Source organism: Pseudomonas sp. P5_B3 (assembly GCF_056400405.1).
Map to the genome: position 1 here is coordinate 50,337 of NZ_JBFULI010000020.1, position 16,560 is coordinate 66,896.

Sequence of the window (16,560 nt, forward strand, 5' to 3'; positions counted from 1 at the left end):
CGCACAAAAGCCGCACGATCGAGAAGTCGTGCGGCTTTTGTGCATTCTGGGTTCAAGCGCTCAGGCGCGCCGTCACCTCGTTCAACTGCCCCGACAAACCGTGCAGGTTGCTGCTGGCCGCTTCAGTGCGCTGCACGTTGTCCAGGTTGGTGCTGGCGATGCTGGTGATCTCGGTGAGGTTGCGCGAGATGTCTTCGGCCACCGAGGTCTGTTCTTCGGCGGCAGTGGCGATCTGGCGGTTCATGTCACGGATGGCCTCCACGGCCAGGGTGATGCGTTCGAGCATGGCGCCGGCCTCGGTCACTTGCTGCACGCTTTGTTCGCTGCGCGACTGACCGCTTTCAATCGCCTGGGCCGCTTCGATTGCACCGGTCTGCACGGTCTGGATGATCTGGTTGATCTCGATGATCGACGCCGCCGTGCGCTGGGCCAGGCTGCGCACTTCATCGGCCACCACCGCGAATCCGCGTCCGGCCTCACCGGCGCGGGCCGCTTCGATGGCGGCGTTGAGCGCCAGCAGGTTGGTCTGTTCGGCGATGCCGCGGATCACTTCCAGGACCTTGCCGATGCGCCCGCTGTCGGTTTCCAGTTGGCGAATGACCGTGGCGGTGTTGGCGATTTCACCGCGCATTTGGGTGATGGTGTGGATGGTGCCCTGCATGACTTTTTCGCCCTGTTGGGCGGACTGGTCGGCATCGTCGGCGGCCCGCGCCGCTTCAGCGGCATGACGGGCCACTTCCTGTGCGGTAGCGGACATTTCGTTCATCGCCGTGGCCACCTGATCGGTGCGATTGAACTGCTCGTTGGTACCGCCGGCCATCACGGTGGCGATCGAGTTCAACTCACCGCTGGCGCTGTCCAGGTCAGACGCGCTGCGCTGCAAACGGCTGAAGGTTTCGGCGAGGAAATCGCGCAGGGTGTTGGCGGCCATCGCCAGTTTGCCCAACTCGTCCTGACGGGTGCTGGCGACGCGCTCGGCAATACGCCCCTGGCTGAGCTGTGCCACGTATTCGATCAATTTGCGGATCGGCTCGACCAGGTTGCGGTTGACCAGCCACAGGCTCAGCAGGCCGATCAGCAGCCCCGAAACCAGCATCACGATAATTCCCAGCAACACCGTGCGATCGGCAGCGGCGCTGATTAGAGTCGATTGTTCGGCGCCCTGCTTGCGCAATTCGCTGACCAGTTCGCTCATCTGATCGCTGGCCGCGCGGTCCATGCCCTTGACCGCGGTGTCGCCCGCCGTCGGGTCACCACCGGCGGCCACGAACGCGTCCCGGCCCTTCTGATAGGCCGCGCCCAATTGGCGATGCTCGTCACGCAAGCGCTCGATGCGGCTCTTGAGCTGCGGCTCGATGCCCTTCTGCCCGGCCAGTTCGCCAAGGCTGTTTTGCACATCGCGCTGACGGTCTTCGAATTGCCCCCAGTACTTGCTCAGGTCCGCCGGTTGCTTGCCACGTAACAGGACGTTTTTCCACTCCTGCACCTGCACCTTGAATTGCAGGTTGGCTTCATCGATCAGTTGCGAGGTATGCAGCGGGCCCTCGATCAGATTGGCGTAGCTCTGCACGCCGCTGGACAGGAAGTGAAAGCACGCCAGGGCGATCAACAGCATCGCCAGCAGGCTGCCGCTCAGCAGCGCGAGAATTTGTGCTCTCAGGGACTTTTGCAAAAACATCGGAGGGTACTCATGACAGGAATGAGGCACGCCCGTAAAGGCGTGAAAAGTGTCCGGACATCCCTGTCTGCGGTCCCGGCCGATGGCCGGCGGCGCGCAACTCAACCCAAGCGTGATCGGCTAGCCAGAGCGGTTCTTGAGAAAATCCCGACCGCCGGTAGCGCAATCGTTTGCGTTATTTCCCCGTCACAAAAACGTCATCCCGCCTTGCGATGATGCCGCTCAAGTGAACCTGCGAAACCTGCGACAGGCGTCTCTCCTTGCGAGCCCTCATGAACCACAGCATCGATCACAGTCATCGCGACACGGATCTGTTCGGCCTGCTCTACGGTTTCAGCTTTCACCCCGGAGAGGCTGGCCGGGAAATCAATTCGGCCGAGGCCTTGCAGTACCTGCAACAACCGGAGAGCGACGAGCAATTTCTGTGGCTGCACCTGAACCTCGCCCATGCCGCGTGCGAGCGCTGGATGAAGAGTCATCTGGAATTGCCCGAGGAATTTTTCGAAGCGCTGCACGAAGGCTCACGCTCGACGCGCATCGAACATGTCGATTCGGCGTTGCTGGCGGTGGTCAACGACGTGGTGTTCAACCTCAGCAACATGGTCTCGTCGGACGTCTCGACGCTTTGGGTGTGCGCCCGCAGCCGGCTGATCATCAGCGCCCGCCTGCAACCGCTGCACTCGGTGGACAAACTGCGCTCGTCGGTGAAGGCCCGGGAATGCTTTCGCTCCCCGCTGGAGTTGCTGGTGCATTTGCTGCGCGACCAGGGTGAAGTGCTGACCCAGATCGTGCGCAAGACCAGCCAGAGCGTGGATCAGATCGAAGATGAATTGCTCTCTTCGCGGCTGTCGACCAACCGCGCCGAGCTGGGCGCCAATCGCCGGGTGCTGGTGCGTTTGCAACGGCTGCTGGCGCTGGAGCCAGGCTCCTTGCTGCGCCTGCTCAACCGGCCACCGCAATGGCTGCAAAAGGAAGACGTGAAGGAGCTGCGCAAATCCACCGAGGAGTTCGCGCTGATCATCAACGACCTCACGGCGCTGGGTGAGCGGATCAAGTTGTTGCAGGAAGAGATCGCCGCCAACATCAACGAACAGACCAACCGCACGCTGTTCACCCTGACGGTGGTGACGGTGCTGGCGCTGCCGATCAACATCATCGCCGGCTTCTTCGGCATGAACGTCGGCGGCATTCCGCTGGCCGGCGATCCGCAGGGTTTCTGGATCCTCGTGGCGCTGGTCGCGACCTTTACCGTGATCGCCGGGCGCTGGGCGTTTCGCAAGCAGCAGGATTATTGAACGCACCCGGCCCCCTGTGGGAGCGAGCTTGCTCCGGGCGGCGTTCCGACGATGACGTCGGCAAATCCAACATTGTTGTCGGCTGACACACCGCTATCGCGAGCAAGCTCGCTCCCACAGTTTTAAGCGCTCGACTTCAGATCAGCAGCCTGCGAAAAACCCAAACACTGACCCAAAGCAGTCTCCCTGTAACAATTGGCAACGATTATCACTGATACACCTCCCTCCTCAGGAATGTCCGTGATGGCTACGCCCTCCTTCACCGCCGCCCCGGCGCCCGCCAGTAGTGCCAAACCGCAATTCGACAAAAAGCCCGGCCTGATCACCATCGTGGTGTTTTTTGCCGTGCTGGCCATCGGCTTGTTGTTTACCGCCTACAGCCTGATGCACGACATGAACGAACTCGGCACGGTGGTGACCACCTGGACGCCGTTCCTGCTGCTCGGCGTGGCGTTGTTGATCGCCCTGGGCTTTGAGTTCGTCAACGGATTCCACGACACCGCCAACGCGGTGGCCACGGTGATCTACACCCACTCGCTGCCGCCGAACGTGGCGGTGGTCTGGTCCGGATTTTTCAACTTCCTCGGGGTGCTGCTGTCCAGCGGCGCGGTGGCGTTCGGCATCATCGCCCTGCTGCCGGTGGAGCTGATCCTGCAAGTCGGCTCGTCCGCCGGTTTCGCAATGATCTTCGCCCTGCTGATCGCTGCCATCCTGTGGAACCTCGGCACCTGGTGGCTGGGCCTGCCGGCGTCGTCATCGCACACCCTGATCGGTTCGATCATCGGGGTCGGCGTGGCCAACGCCCTGATGCACGGCCGCGACGGCACCAGTGGCGTGGACTGGGCGCAAGCCACCAAGATCGGTTACGCGCTACTGCTCTCGCCACTGGTCGGCTTCGGCTGCGCCGCGCTGCTGTTGCTGGCGCTGCGCGCGTTCGTCAAGAATCGTGCGCTGTACAAGGAGCCAAAGGGCGAGACCCCGCCGCCATGGTGGATTCGCGGCCTGTTGATCGTGACCTGCACCGGTGTGTCGTTTGCCCACGGTTCGAACGATGGCCAGAAAGGCATGGGCCTGATCATGCTGATTCTGGTGGGCACGCTGCCAATGGCTTACGCCTTGAACCGCACCATGCCGGCCGATCAAGCGTTGCAGTTCGCGGCGGTCGCCGAAGTCACCCAGCAAGCGTTGGTCAAAGCTGCTCCGCTGCCAGCGCCAGCCGACCCGCGCCCGGTGCTGTCCGAATATGTGCGCAGCAAGGAAGCGACCCCGCAACTGGTGCCGGCGCTGGCTGCGCTGACCGGCAGCATCGGTGCCCAGGTCAAGGGTTATGGCTCGCTGTCGAAAGTCCCGGCCGAGGCCGTGGGCAACGTGCGTAATGACATGTACCTGAGCAGCGAAACCATTCGCTTGATGGACAAGAACAAGGTCGGCAATTTCGACGCCGACACCAATGGCAAGCTGCAACTGTTCAAGCAACAGATCGACAACTCCACGCGGTTCATTCCGTTGTGGGTGAAGATCGCCGTGGCCATCGCCCTGGGCCTGGGCACCATGGTCGGCTGGAAGCGCATCGTGGTGACGGTCGGTGAGAAAATCGGCAAGACCCACCTGACCTACGCCCAGGGCGCCTCGGCAGAAACCGTGGCGATGCTGACCATCGGCGCCGCCGACATGTTCGGCCTGCCGGTGTCGACCACTCACGTGCTGTCCTCGGGCGTGGCCGGGACCATGGTTGCCAACGGTGGCGGCTTGCATATGAAGACCATCCGCAACCTGCTGATGGCCTGGGTGCTGACGTTGCCGGCGGCGATCCTGCTGTCGGGCAGCCTGTACTGGTTGTTCACCCAATTGTTCTGAATGTGGGGGCGGGTTTGCTCCCACAGGTAAAAAGTCCAGGGTCGCAGCCAAACATCCCGGCGGGTTTTCCCGTCGGGATTTTTTTCGTCCAGCGGCACGGCATTTGCTCGCATGCTCAAAGGCTTGCGCTTTATTGACGCACCACAGGTCCGACAGCCCTTCAGTTTGTCCGCGTGGTGCCGACTCATAAGAGACTCGATGTATTCAGGAGAGGAACCGTGAATCTGTACATCAATCAGCTGCAGCAGAAAGCTGACTTCAAAGAAGCCATTTATGCGGGCGATATTTTCCTGAACACGCAGTTACGCGCAGCCAAAGAACTTTGTGCTTTCGCGCAGCAAAGCATTACCGCCGCCTTCGACGGCGAAACCAACCACCAGGCGCTGCACACGCTGATGCCGGTGGAAGAGTTCGTGGTGCTGGTGACTCGCCTCAAGGGTCAGTTCACCAACAGCCTGCGGGCCAAGGAGCTGATCCGCAGCTTCACCGACGAAATCGGTGCCGCTCCCGAGGAATTCATTTTCGACGTACCGCGCATCCGTGTGGTGCCCAACTACGACTACCTGCATGCTGGCGTCAGCTACGCCTACAAGCCCCATCGCGATACCTGGTACGGCGGTGTCGACTGCCAGATCAATACCTGGATGCCGGTCTACACGATCCAGCCTGAGCAGACCATGATGATCAACCCGGCCTACTTCGACGTCCCGGTGAAAAACACCTCGGCGCAGTGGAGCCTGACTGACTGGATCGACGTGCAACGCCAGCGCGCCAGGGACAACGTCAAGGAAGAGGCGCGCCAACACCCGGTTCCTACCGAAGCGATCAACACCACCTCTGAACTGCGCATCGCCGGCAACACCGCCGAGATGCTGGTGTTCTCGGGTTCGCACCTGCACGGCACCGTGCCCAATTACACGCAACAAACCCGCTTCAGCGTGGACTTCCGCCTGATGCACCTCGATGATCTCAAGCACCACCGTGGCGCAATCAACGTCGACAGTGCCTGCCCTGACGTCGGTGCCGGTTTCAAAGATTATTTCCACGCCCACGACTTTTCGAATTTCCGAGGAATCCCGCAATGACCAAGCGTCGCATCACGCCCGCCGAGGCCCAGTACAACGAAACCCGTTCCAGCGTCCTGAAACGGGTCGATGCCGAGTACGTGGCCGACGCCCCGTTCGTCTTCGCCAACCGTATCGGCGTGACAGCTGCATTGTCGCGCATGGAACTGTTCAAGAAAGTCGCCGAAGTACCGGGCGCGATCATCGAGTGCGGCGTGTACAAGGGCAACTCGTTGATGCTCTACATGCACTTGTCGATGATTCTCGAGCCGTATGCGATCAACCGCTCGATCGTGGGCTTCGACACCTTCGAAGGCTTCCAGAGCATCGACAAGAAAGAAGACCCGGCCGACGTCAACGAGACCATGTTCGCCGACACCGACCAGTCGCTGATCCAGGACATGATCGACGCCAACGACCTGTTGCGCCCGGTCAACCGCATTCCGCGTTGCGAGCTGGTCAAGGGCGACATCGTCCAGACCGTGCCGGAGTGGGTCAAGACCCGTCCGGACCTGGTCGTGGCCATGCTGATCCTCGACACCGACCTGTACGAATCGACCAAAGTCGCGCTGGAGACCTTCCTGCCGTACATGCCCAAAGGCGCGATCGTGGTACTCGACGAAGTCGCCTACCGCAACTTCCCGGGCGAAACCAAAGCCCTGCGTGAAGTGCTCGACCTGAACAAGATCGAACTCAAGCGCCTGCCGTTCGATTCGTGCGTGGGTTACTTCCACGTCTGATCCAAAGACCTGGAAACTGGTACAAAAACCTGTGGGAGCGAGCCTGCTCGCGATAGCGGTCTGACATTCAGCATTGATGTTGTCTGACACGCCGGCATCGCGAGCAGGCTCGCTCCTACAAAAACCGGTTCAAACACGACTCAGCAAGCCCCGCGAGTCATCACCATCCGCTCCCGAACCACGTCATACACCCAGTGATAGATATAGGTGTACGGCAGGAAAAACAGCAGCACACCGAAATCCAGCAGGAACGCCTGCCACAGGCTGACATTCAGCCACCAGGCGATCAACGGCACGCCGAGGGCGACCAGACCGCCTTCGAACAACAGCGCATGCACCACGCGGACCCAGGCGTTGTGCACGATGGCCAGGCGCTTGAGCACCCGATCGAACATACCGTTGAACACCACGTTCCAGGCCAGGGCCAGTGCAGCCATGGCGATGGTCACAGCACCCATGTCCAGTATCGGTTTGTTCATGATCCAGGCCAGCAACGGGGTACAGATCAGGATGGCCAGCAGTTCGAAACCGATGGCTTGAAAAATACGTTCAGTAATGGACTTGTTGGCGCTCATGGCCGAACTCCCTTGAGTGACTGTGGTTGCCATGATCTGTCATCACACCGATACTTCATAACCAATAACCATCGATCAGGGCGATAGTTCATGGCTTCTCACGAAGTGTTGCTGGCGTTTGTCGAAGCGGCGACCCAGGGCTCATTTTCTGCCGCGGCACGCAAGCTGGGCCGCAGTCAGTCGACCATCAGCGCCGCAGTGGCCAGTCTGGAAATCGACCTGAACCTGACGCTGTTCGACCGCAGCAGCCGCAAACCCGGGCTGACCCCGGCCGGGCACGTCATGCTGCAACGGGCCGAAGACATCCTGGCCGCCACCAGTCGCCTGGAAATGACCGCCAGCCAACTGTCCCAAGGAGTGGAAGCAAAGCTGACGGTGGCACTGTCCGATACCTATCAGTCGGACCGCTTCGAAGCCGCCCTCAGTGCCTTCGAGCAGCGTTACCCGGACCTGGAGCTCGAATGCCTGATCGCCGAGTGCGATGACCTGATGTCCCTGGTGCAAAGCGGACGGGCGCACATTGCCTTCGCCGAAATGCAGGACAGCTACCCGCCGGACCTGGTCAGCTCGACGGTGGACGAGCGCACGGAAATCGCCTTGTTCGTGTCCCCGACACACCCGTTGGCGACGCTGGACCACGTCGACCGGGACGTACTGCAGCAACACCGCGAGCTGCGTCTGGCCACCATCATCAATCCCTATGAAAGTCGGGCGAAGGGCCGCGTCTGGTCGGCGCCGAGTTATCTGATGCTGCTGGAAATGGCCCAGGGCGGATTCGGCTGGGCACCGTTGCCCCGCTGGCTGGTCGAGCGGTTCGGGCCAGGCACCTTGCAGGAACTGGTGGTGCGCGGCTGGCCGAAAACGGTGTCGGTGGATGCGTTGTGGTCGCGGCTGAATCCGCCGGGGCCGGCGGGGAGCTGGTTGCTGGGCAAGATGCTGGAGTGAAGGTCCTTCGGCCCTTATCGCGAGCAGGCTCGCTCCTACAAGTTATTGTGTCGGTCACAAAATTTGTGTGCACCACCTATCACTGTAGGAGCGAGCCTGCTCGCGATGAGGCCAGAACGGCCGCATCAATCCAACGCCCTGAGCCGCTCTTCAATAAACCGCCGCTCCGGCTCTTGCCGGGTCAACGCCAGCGCCCGTTCCCACGCCGCCCGCGCCTCTTGCTTGCGACCCAGTTGCCGACAGAATTGCGCCCGCGCCGAATACGCCAGGTGGTAATCGAGCAACTCTCCCCGCTCCAGAATGGCGTCCACCAGCGTCAACCCCGCCAGCGGTCCATCACGTTTCGAAATAGCCGCCGCCCGATTCAGCTCGATCACCGGCGACGGCACCGCCCGCAGCAGCACGTCATACAGACCGACAATCTGCGGCCAATCGGTTTCCCCCGCCGTCGGCGCTTCGGCGTGCACCGCCGCGATGGCCGCTTGCAGGCAATAGGGTCCGAAGCGTCCCATGGTCAGTGCCTGTTCGATCAGCGTGCAGCCTTCAGTGATCAACCCGGCGTCCCACAGCGAACGGTCCTGCTCGTCCAGCACAATCAGCTCGCCGCTCGCCGAGGTCCTGGCCGGGCGTCGCGACTCGTGCAACAGCATCAACGCCAGCAAGCCCATGACCTCCGGCGCCGGCAGCAGTTCCACCAGCAACCGACCGAGACGGATCGCTTCTCTGGTCAAATCCTCGCGGATCAGTTCGGCTCCGATGGACGCCGAATAACCCTCGTTGAACACCAGATAAATCACCCGCAATACGCTGTCCAGACGCTCAGGCAACTCAGCCAGCGTCGGCACTTGATAAGGGATTTTCGCATCACGGATCTTCGCCTTGGCGCGCACGATGCGCTGGGCGATGGTGGCCGGGGCCGAGAGAAAGGCCCGGGCGATTTCTTCCGTGGTCAGGTCGCAGACTTCCCGCAGCGTCAGCGGCACTTGCGCGTCCGCCGCCAAGGCCGGGTGGCAGCAAGTGAAGATCAGCCGCAGGCGATCGTCTTCCACGTCTTCATCACTCCAGTCGGCCTGCTCCAGCGCCTCCAGTTGCGCGATCAGCAAGGGCTGCGAGGCGGTAAAGCGTGCGCGCCGACGCAAGGCATCGATGGCCTTGAAGCGCCCGGTGGACACCAGCCAGGCCCGTGGATTGTCCGGCACGCCGTCACGCTGCCAGCGTTCGACCGCGATGAAAAACGCCTCGTGCAAGGCTTCTTCGGCGAGGTCGAAATCCCCCAGCAAGCGAATCAGGGTCGCGAGAATGCGCCGCGACTCTTCACGATAGACCCGCTCGACCTGCGCCTGAACCGGCAGCCCCGGCATCTTAAGGATTCAACTGCCGAACGGGGCGCACTTCGACACTGCCGACCCGGGCCGCCGGAATGTTGCCCGCGACCTGAATGGCCTCGTTGAGGTCGCGGGCGTCGATCAGGTAGAAGCCGGCCAACTGCTCCTTGGTTTCGGCGAACGGGCCGTCGGTGATCGACATCTTGCCATTGCGCATGCGCACCGTGGTGGCGGTCTGCACCGACTCCAATGCCTCGGCGGCGACCATCCGGCCACTGCCCTGGATCGACTCGGCATAGGCCATGCACTCTTCGTCCTTCGGGCTTTCCGGTAGCGAATGCAGCAACTGCTCATCGCTGTAGACCAGGCATAGATACTTCATCACGCTCTCCTTATCGAACGATCAACTATGGTCGCTGATTGGCATTCTGGCTCGGCTTCCCGACGATCAGGGTTTGAGATCGAACAGCGTCGCGCCGCTGGTCATGTCGAACGGTGCCGACCAATGCTCGTGGACGATCTGCCACAGCCCGGCTTCTTGCCGATAGCAGGCGGTGACGCGCATCCAGCAGGACTGGGTTTCACCTTTTTCATTGGTGCCGCCGCAGTGGGCGAGCCAGTGAGCGAACGCAATTTCCTGGGACGGCTCGATGGTGATTTCGTGGAATTCGAAGATGTGCGGGCCGGGGCACATTTCCATGCAGGCCTGCCAATGCGCGCGATACGCCGGCTTGCCTTTGAATTGCAGGGCCTTGACCGCGTCGAAGGAGACGATGTCATCGGCATAAAGGGCCATGACTTTTTCAATGTCCTTGGCCATGACCGCCTGACGATAGTTCTCGATGAGGTTATGAATCTGGGTTTGCGAGTTCATGGTGGTTCTCCGTGGTTTTTATAGTGAAGACACCCTTAGTCGTCCGGCGATCCGGCGAATCGACAAGTGAAATAAAAATAATTCAAACGGCCGGAATCGCTAGAATCCGAGGCTCTATTCATGCTGGAAAAGGACACACCCGTGACAGCCCGACTCGTGCCTTATGAAAGCCTGAATACGCAGCAGCGCCAACAGGTCGAGGCCATCGAAGTGCATCCGCAGCAAATCAGGTTTTCCGGTGATATCCACGGTGCCTTGCACACCTTGTTGTCCAAGCCCGGCCCGGGAGTCAAAGGATTTGCCCTGCTGGCCGAAGATATTCCCGTGGCCTTCCTGCTGCTCAAGCGCCCACCGGTGTTGCCGGCCTGGGCCGATGAGCACAGCGCCACCCTGCATGCCCTGCAAGTCGATCGACGCGCCCAGGGCAAAGGCTACGGCAAGGCCTGCCTGCAAGCGCTGCCCGAGGCCGCGCGCCTGGCCTGGCCGGAAATCCGGGGGCTGGAGTTGTCGGTGGATGCCGACAACGAGGCCGCCATCGCCCTGTACGCCAAGTTTGGCTTTGTCGACAGCGGCGAGGCGTACAAAGGCCGGATCGGTTATGAGCGGCGGATGGGGTTGGTGTTTTGACTGCGCGTTAGTTTTTTGCAGACATTCCTGACACAACACCGCCCCCTGTAGGAGCGAGCCTGCTCGCGAWGGWGTGTCAGCATAAGTGGTGTCGACTGACACWCCWTCGCGAGCAGGCTCGCTCCTACAGGGGATCTTCGTCGGATCAGAGTTCGAGCACCATCTCATGCCACGCCATGCCGCCATGGTCGGATGCCGAGGGTTTGACGTAGGCAAAACCAAATCCAGCGTACAACGGAATATGCCGCTCCTTGCACATCAGGTTGATGCTGACCTTGCCCATCGCGCGCATGCGCTCGATGAACTCAGCCATCAGCCGTTTGGCCAGGCCTAGCCCCTGATAATCCGGGTGCACCACCACCGACATGATCACCACGTGCGGCCCGGCCGGGTCGTGGCCGATCAGTTCCTTGAACGCTTCGTCCGACATTTCCACCTGGAACGCCGCACCGGAATTGATGAAACCGGCGACTGCCCCGTCCACTTGCGCGACGATAAAACCCTCGGGCCAGGTGGCGATGCGGGTGGCGATCTTCTCGCGGGTCGCGGCTTCGTCGCCTTCATAGGCAAGGRTTTCGATGGCAAAGCAGCGATCCAGGTCAGCAGGCGTGACGTGGCGGATGACGGTGTTCATGGCAGCTCGGAATCAGCGTGGGAAAGGCTGGGGATGATAAATCAGCCGCTGTGGGACATCGAGAGGCGAATCGTCCGGTCCGCCTCTCGATGTACGTGTCACGCCTTGATCGGCATCCAGATTTCCAGCTTTCCGGTGTGCAGGTTCGGGTTGAAGTCTTCGCTGTAGCGTTCGAATTCCGGGGCGTCCAGCGCCTGGTGTCCGGACTGTGGCAGCCAGGTGTCGAAGATGTAGCGAAAGGTCTGCGGCAAGGTATCCAGCGACCCCTTGTGCTCGAACACGGCGTAATACTGGGGTTGCACTTCAACCCAGCGATAGGTTTCCGGCAAATCGTCGAGTTTGCTGATCTCGACCCCTGCGATGTAATCGAAGCCGCCCTTGCCGTCGAAATTGCAGCAGACGCCGTAAGTGACTTCGCCTTTTTGGCCCGGAATCTGGCCCAGATGCGGATTGAATTTCTCCCAGAGCTCGGGAATGCCATGAACGGTTTGTTGGGTAAATGTTCCACCAAGCCCTGCAATCAGCAGGAAGTGCCCGTGTTCGAAGCGCGGTTGCGTCAGTTCGACGCGTGCTAACTCATCCATGACTCGACTCCTGACACATAAAATGGGTTCGGCTGGAAGTATAGAAGCCAAACCCGATTCGCCCAATTACAGCGCGTGCAATTGCTCGACAGCAGCGGCGCCAACGAACTCGTTGTAACCCGATAGAATCACGTAGACCGCGAAATAGCAGAAGATCGCCGCTGATGCCATGTAGGAATAACGCAGCAGCTTATCGCCCAGCAACTTGCCGCCATGGCTCGCGGCGAAGCACAAGCCTGCCGACCAGAGCAGCCCGGCACAGAGGAAACCGCCGAGAAACAGTGCCGAACTGAGCGGACCACCGCCACCGGAACGGGCGATCAGCGTGCCGCCGACTGCAGCGAACCAGAGAATCGCGCTGGGCGACGACATGGCGAGAAAGATCCCGCGGAAAAATTCCTTGCGGTGGGAGTTGTTCCCGACCTCCGCCGTCTCGGCCAGCAGCGCCTCGTGGTGAATCGCCGAATAGACCATCTTCGCTGCGAAGTACACCAGCAGCGCCGAACCGCCGATCCACAACACCCAACGCACGGTTTCGTATTGCAGCAACACGGTCATGCCGGCCAGCGCCAGCACCGCGTAGATCAAGTCGCCGACGCAGGTCCCGAGGCCCAGGGCAAAGCCCTGGAAATAGCCGCGCTGCATGGCCAGGGTGATCATCGCAATGTTGGCCACGCCGATATCCAGGCACAGCGAGAGGCTCAACAAGAAGCCGCTGGTAAATTCCATCGAACCCTATCCTTCGGAAAAATTTGTTTACATGGAGGCTGGACAGTCTGCCACAGCTGCCCGTACATTCCGCCACAGGCCACCGCAGTGGCCAGCGTCGCTCGGACGGTTCCGGGCGCTTACGTTATCCGAGGCAACAATGGCCGAACAAGGTTCGCCGCGCCGCTTTGCGCGCATAGATCGACTCCCCCCTTACGTTTTCAACATCACCGCCGAGCTGAAGATGGCCGCCCGTCGTCGTGGCGAAGACATCATCGACTTGAGCATGGGCAACCCCGACGGCGCCACGCCGCCGCACATCGTCGAAAAACTCGTGACGGTGGCCCAGCGCGAAGACACCCACGGCTACTCCACTTCCAAGGGTATTCCACGCCTGCGCCGGGCGATTTCCAACTGGTACAAGGATCGCTACGAGGTCGACATCGACCCGGAAAGCGAAGCCATCGTCACCATCGGCTCCAAGGAAGGCCTGGCGCACCTGATGCTGGCCACCCTGGATCAGGGCGACACCGTACTGGTGCCGAACCCGAGCTACCCGATTCACATCTACGGCGCGGTGATTGCCGGTGCCCAGGTGCGCTCGGTGCCGCTGGTGCCGGGCGTGGATTTCTTCGCTGAACTGGAGCGGGCGATTCGCGGCTCGATTCCGAAGCCGAAGATGATGATCCTCGGTTTCCCGTCCAACCCCACCGCGCAGTGCGTGGAGCTGGATTTCTTCGAGCGTGTCATTGCCCTCGCCAAGCAGTACGACGTGCTGGTGGTGCACGACCTGGCGTACGCCGACATCGTCTACGACGGCTGGAAAGCCCCGTCGATCATGCAGGTGCCGGGCGCCAAGGACATTGCGGTGGAATTTTTCACCCTATCCAAGAGCTACAACATGGCCGGCTGGCGCATTGGCTTCATGGTCGGCAACCCGGAACTGGTCAATGCCCTGGCGCGGATCAAGAGCTACCACGACTACGGCACCTTCACCCCGCTGCAAGTGGCGGCGATTGCTGCGCTGGAAGGCGATCAGCAATGCGTGCGCGACATCGCCGAGCAGTATCGGCAACGGCGCAACGTGCTGGTCAAAGGCCTGCATGAGCTGGGCTGGATGGTGGAAAACCCGAAAGCGTCGATGTACGTCTGGGCGAAGATTCCCGAGACTTATGCGCACCTGGGCTCGCTGGAGTTTGCCAAGAAACTGCTGTCCGAGGCCAAGGTGTGTGTCTCGCCGGGCGTCGGGTTTGGCGAGTACGGCGATGACCACGTGCGCTTTGCCCTGATCGAAAACCAGGACCGGATTCGTCAGGCCGTACGCGGGATTCGCGGGATGTTCCGGGCGGATGGGTTGGCACCGAAAACCAACGCCTGACAAAAAAACTGTGGCAACAACATTCCTGTGGCGAGGGGGCTTGCCCCCGTTGGGCCGCGAAGCGGCCCCAAAACCAGTCACCGCAGATCTTCAGATAGAACGCATTGACCGGATTTACGTCTGCTTCGCAGACGAACGGGGGCAAGCCCCCTCGCCACAAAGAGTGCGTAGCCACAAATCTTCACCCACAAAAAAACCGCATCGCTGCGGTTTTTTTGTGCCTGTCGAATCGCTTAAACGAACAACGACAACAACAGGATAAAGCCCAGGCCCACCACCGACAGGATGGTCTCCATCGCGGTCCAGGTCTTGAAGGTTTCGGCCACTGTCATGTTGAAGTACTGCTTGACCAGCCAGAAACCGGCGTCGTTGACGTGGGACAGGATCAGGGAACCTGCACCGGTGGCCAGCACCAGCAGTTCGCGGTTCACGCCCGGAATCATCCCCACCACCGGCACTACGATACCGGCACCGGTAATGGTCGCCACGGTCGCCGAACCGGTCGCGATACGAATCACCGCTGCCACCAGCCAGGCCAGCAGGATCGGTGAGATCTGTGCAGCCACCGCCATGTGACCGATCACATCACCTACACCGCTGGTTACCAGCATCTGCTTGAAGCCACCACCGGCACCGATGATCAGGATGATCGCGGCGGTCGGCGCAAGGCTCGCATCCAGCCATTTGAGCATCTGTTGCGAACCGATGCCCTGCTTGTAGCCGAAGGTGTACAGCGACAGCAGCAACGCCAGCAGGAGAGCCGAGATCGGGTGACCGATCAGGTCCATGAAGGTGCGGAAGAAGTTGCCGTCTGGCAGCACCACATCGGCAAAGGTCTTGAGCAACATCAGGAACACGGGCGACAGCACAGTGATCAGGGTAATGCCGAAGCTAGGCAGATCGCCTGCATTCTCATCGCGCACCAGTTGATCCACCAGTTCCTGATTCGGATGACCAGGAATGTGCTTGGCAATGAACGTACCGAAGATCGGGCCGGCAATAATGGCCGTCGGCAGCGCAACGATCAGGCCGTAAAGGATGGTTTTACCGATGTCGGCACCGAACACGCCGATGGCCAGCAACGGACCCGGGTGCGGCGGAACTAGACCATGCACGGCGGACAGACCGGCCAGCAGCGGGATACCGATCTTGATGATCGACACGCCGGTGCGCCGGGCAACGATGAACACCAGCGGGATCAGCAGCACGAAGCCGATCTCGAAGAACAGCGGAATACCGACCAGGAACGCGGCGAACATCATCGCCCACTGCACCTTGTCCTTGCCGAAGGCGCGAATCAGCGTCTGCGCAATCTGATCCGCACCACCCGATTCGGCCATCATTTTGCCGAGCATGGTGCCCAGCGCCAGGATGATGCCGACAAAACCAAGCACACCACCGAAGCCGTCCTGGAACGCCTTGATGATGGTGCCGATCGGCATGCCGGAGGTCAGCCCGAGGAAAGCGGCGGCAATGATCAGGGCAATGAACGGGTGCAATTTGAACTTGGTAATCAGAACGATAAGCCCGATCACCGTGACCACTGCATCGAGCAGCAGGAACGTCTCGTGGGACATGCCAAACATTAGGGGTGTCTCCTGGTTGTTGTTGTTATTAAAGCGGGTTAATCAGAAGCCGTGAGGACAGCGCTGTCTTTGGGAACACAGTCATACCGCCTGTTTCAGGCCGTTCGCCTGCCACCAGGCATGAGCCTGCGCCGCCAGTTGCTCGACACTATGGCTCGAAGCATCCAGCGCCAGGGTCAGCGGCTCGCCGACGGGCGATTCGAGGGTGGCGAACTGGCTGTCGATCAGGGTCGACGGCATGAAGTGGCCTGGCCGATGGGAGACGCGGTCGGCGGCCACTTCGGGGGTCAGTTCAAGGAACACGAAGCCCAGGCCCGGCAAGGCACTGCGCAAACGTTCGCGATAGATGTGCTTGAGCGCCGAACAGGTCAGCACCGGGCGCTGGCCCTTGGCGTCGACACGGCGCAGTTCATCGCACAGGCTGTCGAGCCAGCCGGCGCGGTCTTCGTCGTTCAGGGGGATCCCCGCGCTCATCTTTTCGATATTGGCGGCAGGGTGGAAAGAGTCGCCTTCAATGGCCGTGGCGCCGCTCAAATGGCACAGGGCCTCGCTGACGCACGTCTTGCCGCAACCGGCAACGCCCATGATGACCAGGGCGGTGATGGGATGATTCATGTAACACCTCAGCGCGCAGACAGCGCTACCTTTGCCAGTTATGACACCAGACCAAAAGCAGAAGTTGCCGACGCC

17 protein-coding genes are annotated in these 16,560 nt (G+C 60.9%); 7 read left to right on the top strand and 10 right to left on the bottom strand.

Annotated features, from left to right (window positions below):
- Nucleotides 1–52 precede the first annotated feature (52 nt).
- Complete coding sequence (locus AC1DRN_RS14065) at nt 53–1,678, bottom strand: methyl-accepting chemotaxis protein (protein ID WP_223459363.1); 1,626 nt, start codon at nt 1,676–1,678, stop codon at nt 53–55.
- Between the two features lie 272 nt (nt 1,679–1,950).
- On the opposite strand from AC1DRN_RS14065, the gene AC1DRN_RS14070 reads away from it, so the two are divergent.
- The 4 genes from AC1DRN_RS14070 (at nt 1,951) to AC1DRN_RS14085 (ending at nt 6,634) form a co-directional block, all read left to right on the top strand.
- Complete coding sequence (locus AC1DRN_RS14070) at nt 1,951–2,973, top strand: transporter (protein WP_223459365.1); 1,023 nt, start codon at nt 1,951–1,953, stop codon at nt 2,971–2,973.
- Between the two features lie 243 nt (nt 2,974–3,216).
- A complete protein-coding gene (locus tag AC1DRN_RS14075; RefSeq protein WP_223459367.1) occupies nt 3,217–4,830 on the top strand; it encodes an inorganic phosphate transporter in 1,614 nt (537 codons plus the stop codon).
- A gap of 218 nt (nt 4,831–5,048) precedes the next feature.
- Nucleotides 5,049–5,915: a hypothetical protein gene (locus tag AC1DRN_RS14080; RefSeq protein ID WP_223459369.1), complete on the top strand. Its 867-nt coding sequence runs from the start codon at nt 5,049–5,051 to the stop codon at nt 5,913–5,915.
- Entirely contained in the window at nt 5,912–6,634 is a 723-nt protein-coding gene (locus tag AC1DRN_RS14085) for a TylF/MycF/NovP-related O-methyltransferase (RefSeq protein WP_223459371.1), read from the top strand. Before AC1DRN_RS14080 ends, AC1DRN_RS14085 begins: the two co-directional genes overlap by 4 nt.
- A 140-nt stretch (nt 6,635–6,774) precedes the next feature.
- Here AC1DRN_RS14085 and AC1DRN_RS14090 read toward each other — a convergent pair whose 3' ends face one another.
- Entirely contained in the window at nt 6,775–7,209 is a 435-nt protein-coding gene (locus AC1DRN_RS14090) for a multidrug/biocide efflux PACE transporter (RefSeq protein ID WP_223459373.1), read from the bottom strand.
- A gap of 90 nt (nt 7,210–7,299) precedes the next feature.
- Here AC1DRN_RS14090 and AC1DRN_RS14095 point away from each other — a divergent pair, with 90 nt between their 5' ends.
- Nucleotides 7,300–8,154, top strand: coding sequence for a LysR family transcriptional regulator (locus AC1DRN_RS14095; protein WP_223459375.1), 855 nt, complete (start codon nt 7,300–7,302; stop codon nt 8,152–8,154).
- A 125-nt stretch (nt 8,155–8,279) separates the two neighbouring features.
- On the opposite strand, the gene AC1DRN_RS14100 is transcribed toward AC1DRN_RS14095, so the two are convergent.
- From AC1DRN_RS14100 to AC1DRN_RS14110, 3 genes are all read right to left on the bottom strand, one after another.
- Complete coding sequence (locus AC1DRN_RS14100) at nt 8,280–9,515, bottom strand: RNA polymerase sigma factor (RefSeq protein ID WP_223459377.1); 1,236 nt, start codon at nt 9,513–9,515, stop codon at nt 8,280–8,282.
- Between the two features lies 1 nt (nt 9,516).
- The gene (locus AC1DRN_RS14105; RefSeq protein WP_108215161.1) at nt 9,517–9,861 is read right to left on the bottom strand and encodes a YciI family protein; all 345 of its coding nucleotides are present in this window, start codon (nt 9,859–9,861) and stop codon (nt 9,517–9,519) included.
- A gap of 66 nt (nt 9,862–9,927) precedes the next feature.
- Nucleotides 9,928–10,353 carry a YybH family protein gene (locus tag AC1DRN_RS14110; RefSeq protein ID WP_223459379.1) on the bottom strand — a complete coding sequence of 142 codons (426 nt, stop codon included), beginning with the start codon at nt 10,351–10,353 and terminating at the stop codon, nt 9,928–9,930.
- 141 nt (nt 10,354–10,494) lie between these two features.
- On the opposite strand from AC1DRN_RS14110, the gene AC1DRN_RS14115 reads away from it, so the two are divergent.
- Entirely contained in the window at nt 10,495–10,980 is a 486-nt protein-coding gene (locus AC1DRN_RS14115) for a GNAT family N-acetyltransferase (RefSeq protein WP_223459382.1), read from the top strand.
- 145 nt (nt 10,981–11,125) lie between these two features.
- On the opposite strand, the gene AC1DRN_RS14120 is transcribed toward AC1DRN_RS14115, so the two are convergent.
- From AC1DRN_RS14120 to AC1DRN_RS14130, 3 genes are all read right to left on the bottom strand, one after another.
- The gene (locus AC1DRN_RS14120) at nt 11,126–11,614 is read right to left on the bottom strand and encodes a GNAT family N-acetyltransferase (protein ID WP_477786732.1); all 489 of its coding nucleotides are present in this window, start codon (nt 11,612–11,614) and stop codon (nt 11,126–11,128) included.
- 98 nt (nt 11,615–11,712) lie between these two features.
- On the bottom strand, nt 11,713–12,198 hold the full coding sequence (locus AC1DRN_RS14125; protein ID WP_223459386.1) for a GyrI-like domain-containing protein: 486 nt from the start codon (nt 12,196–12,198) through the stop codon (nt 11,713–11,715).
- A gap of 66 nt (nt 12,199–12,264) precedes the next feature.
- Nucleotides 12,265–12,927 carry a LysE family translocator gene (locus AC1DRN_RS14130; RefSeq protein ID WP_223459387.1) on the bottom strand — a complete coding sequence of 221 codons (663 nt, stop codon included), beginning with the start codon at nt 12,925–12,927 and terminating at the stop codon, nt 12,265–12,267.
- A gap of 139 nt (nt 12,928–13,066) precedes the next feature.
- Here AC1DRN_RS14130 and alaC point away from each other — a divergent pair, with 139 nt between their 5' ends.
- Nucleotides 13,067–14,284 carry an alanine transaminase gene (gene alaC / locus AC1DRN_RS14135; protein WP_223459390.1) on the top strand — a complete coding sequence of 406 codons (1,218 nt, stop codon included), beginning with the start codon at nt 13,067–13,069 and terminating at the stop codon, nt 14,282–14,284.
- A 233-nt stretch (nt 14,285–14,517) separates the two neighbouring features.
- On the opposite strand, the gene AC1DRN_RS14140 is transcribed toward alaC, so the two are convergent.
- Together AC1DRN_RS14140 and AC1DRN_RS14145 are read right to left on the bottom strand one after the other, a co-directional pair.
- Entirely contained in the window at nt 14,518–15,870 is a 1,353-nt protein-coding gene (locus AC1DRN_RS14140) for a GntP family permease (RefSeq protein WP_223459392.1), read from the bottom strand.
- Between the two features lie 81 nt (nt 15,871–15,951).
- Complete coding sequence (locus tag AC1DRN_RS14145; RefSeq protein WP_223459394.1) at nt 15,952–16,485, bottom strand: gluconokinase; 534 nt, start codon at nt 16,483–16,485, stop codon at nt 15,952–15,954.
- Between the last annotated feature and the right edge of the window lie 75 nt (nt 16,486–16,560).